This is a genomic window from Pseudoalteromonas sp. Angola-30 (genome assembly GCF_028599215.1).
Classification (GTDB): Bacteria; Pseudomonadota; Gammaproteobacteria; order Enterobacterales; family Alteromonadaceae; genus Pseudoalteromonas; species Pseudoalteromonas atlantica.
On the sequence record NZ_JAQREI010000037.1, the window covers coordinates 1 to 1,683 of the forward strand.

Sequence of the window (1,683 nt, forward strand, 5' to 3'; positions counted from 1 at the left end):
ATTTGCTTGGTAACCATAGCGTTTTGGACCCACCTGACCCCATGCCGAACTCAGTAGTGAAACGAAACAGCGCCGATGATAGTGTAGCATTTGCTATGTGAAAGTAGGACATTGCCAGGCTCCAAATTCAGTCGAAGGACGTAAAGCTTAATAAATAAAAATAAGAAAATTGAACAGAATTTTCTTGGTAACCATAGCGTTTTGGACCCACCTGACACCATGCCGAACTCAGTAGTGAAACGAAACAGCGCCGATGATAGTGTAGCATTTGCTATGTGAAAGTAGGACATTGCCAGGATTCAAATTAAAGAAACCCGTTACAGCGATGTAACGGGTTTTTTGCTGTCTGGGGTTTAGTAAATAACCAAGAGCCCACGCCAAACTCTGTAGTCAAACAAAACAGCTCGAAGGCGAGCCCCGGCCAACGATAGTGTAGCATTTGCTATGTGACTCTCCACCGCTCTGGGCACTATGACATTACCAGGATTCAAATTAAAGAAACCCGTTACAGCGGTGTAACGGGTTTTTTACTGTCTGGGGCTTAATAAAAAGCCAAGATCTTATGCAAACTCAGTCTCTGTAATGCTCGCGCTTGTAAATTCTTTGAGCCATAACATTCATATCCTTATAAAAAGCTAAGCTATTATAGGCAAAGTCACGGCGCACATCGTGCTGAGTGTAATCAGTTTATAGCCCCGCAAAATAATTAAGGCTTATTGCGGGTTGGTATTGCTTTGATATAGAAAATATCACTTTGAAAATAAACATTAAGTTCATGCTTATCTGCTATTTTATTCATGTAACATAGCTAGGCGTGCAGAAGTTGTGCGTGTTAAAATCAAATTTTTATAAATGCCAAAATAGAGGTGTCAATTGCCCACTGCTGACTACCAAACTGTACTAGATGAAATAGCACACGAAGTGCGCCCTTTGTTATCACAAGGTAAGGTTGCGGACTATATACCTGCACTTGCTGAGGTTTCTAGCGAGCAGTTTTCTATTGCTATTTATACCACTGATGGCGAAACCATTTGTGCGGGTGATTGCTCAAAACGTTTTACTATTCAGTCAGTTTCTAAAGTAATGACGCTTACAATGGCGCTACAGCGCTATGGCGACGAGCTATGGCATCGGGTAGGTAAAGAGCCCTCAGGAACCGCGTTTAATTCTCTTACGCAGTTAGAGTTCGAAAAAGGCGTACCACGTAATCCTTTCATTAATGCTGGCGCGATTGTGACGTGCGATGCTTTGTACAGTCGATTATCCGCACCTCGCCACTCAATGCTTGAAACGTTTAGGTTACTTGCAGGTAATAGTGCAATAGTGATTGATAAAAAAGTGGCCAATTCTGAGTACGAATTTAGGCATAGAAATGCGGCAATGGCGCATTTAATGAAGTCGTTTGGTAATTTTGAGAATGACGTCGATGATGTACTTTGGTCTTACTTCAATTTTTGTGCGATTGAGCTTAACTGTATTGAGTTAGCTAGAGCGTATAACTTTTTAGCGAATAAAGGGGTTGATTACAGCTCGGGTAAGCGCGTTTTGAGTAGTCGCCAGAATAAACAATTAAATTCGATTTTATTTACCAGCGGCTTATATGATGCGGCAGGTGACTTTGGCTACAGAGTGGGTATGCCGGGTAAGTCGGGTGTGTCAGGCACTATATTAGCGGCATTACCG

1 protein-coding gene and 2 rRNA genes are annotated in these 1,683 nt (G+C 42.1%); all 3 read left to right on the forward strand.

The window, feature by feature from the left end:
* The first annotated feature begins 5 nt into the window (after positions 1–5).
* Positions 6–120, forward strand: a 5S ribosomal RNA gene (gene rrf / locus PSH54_RS20460).
* 63 nt (positions 121–183) lie between these two features.
* Positions 184–298 (forward strand): 5S ribosomal RNA (rrf, locus tag PSH54_RS20465).
* A 575-nt stretch (positions 299–873) separates the two neighbouring features.
* Positions 874–1,683: glutaminase B (glsB, locus tag PSH54_RS20470; protein WP_273607000.1), on the forward strand; the 810-nt coding region annotated here is incomplete at its 3' end.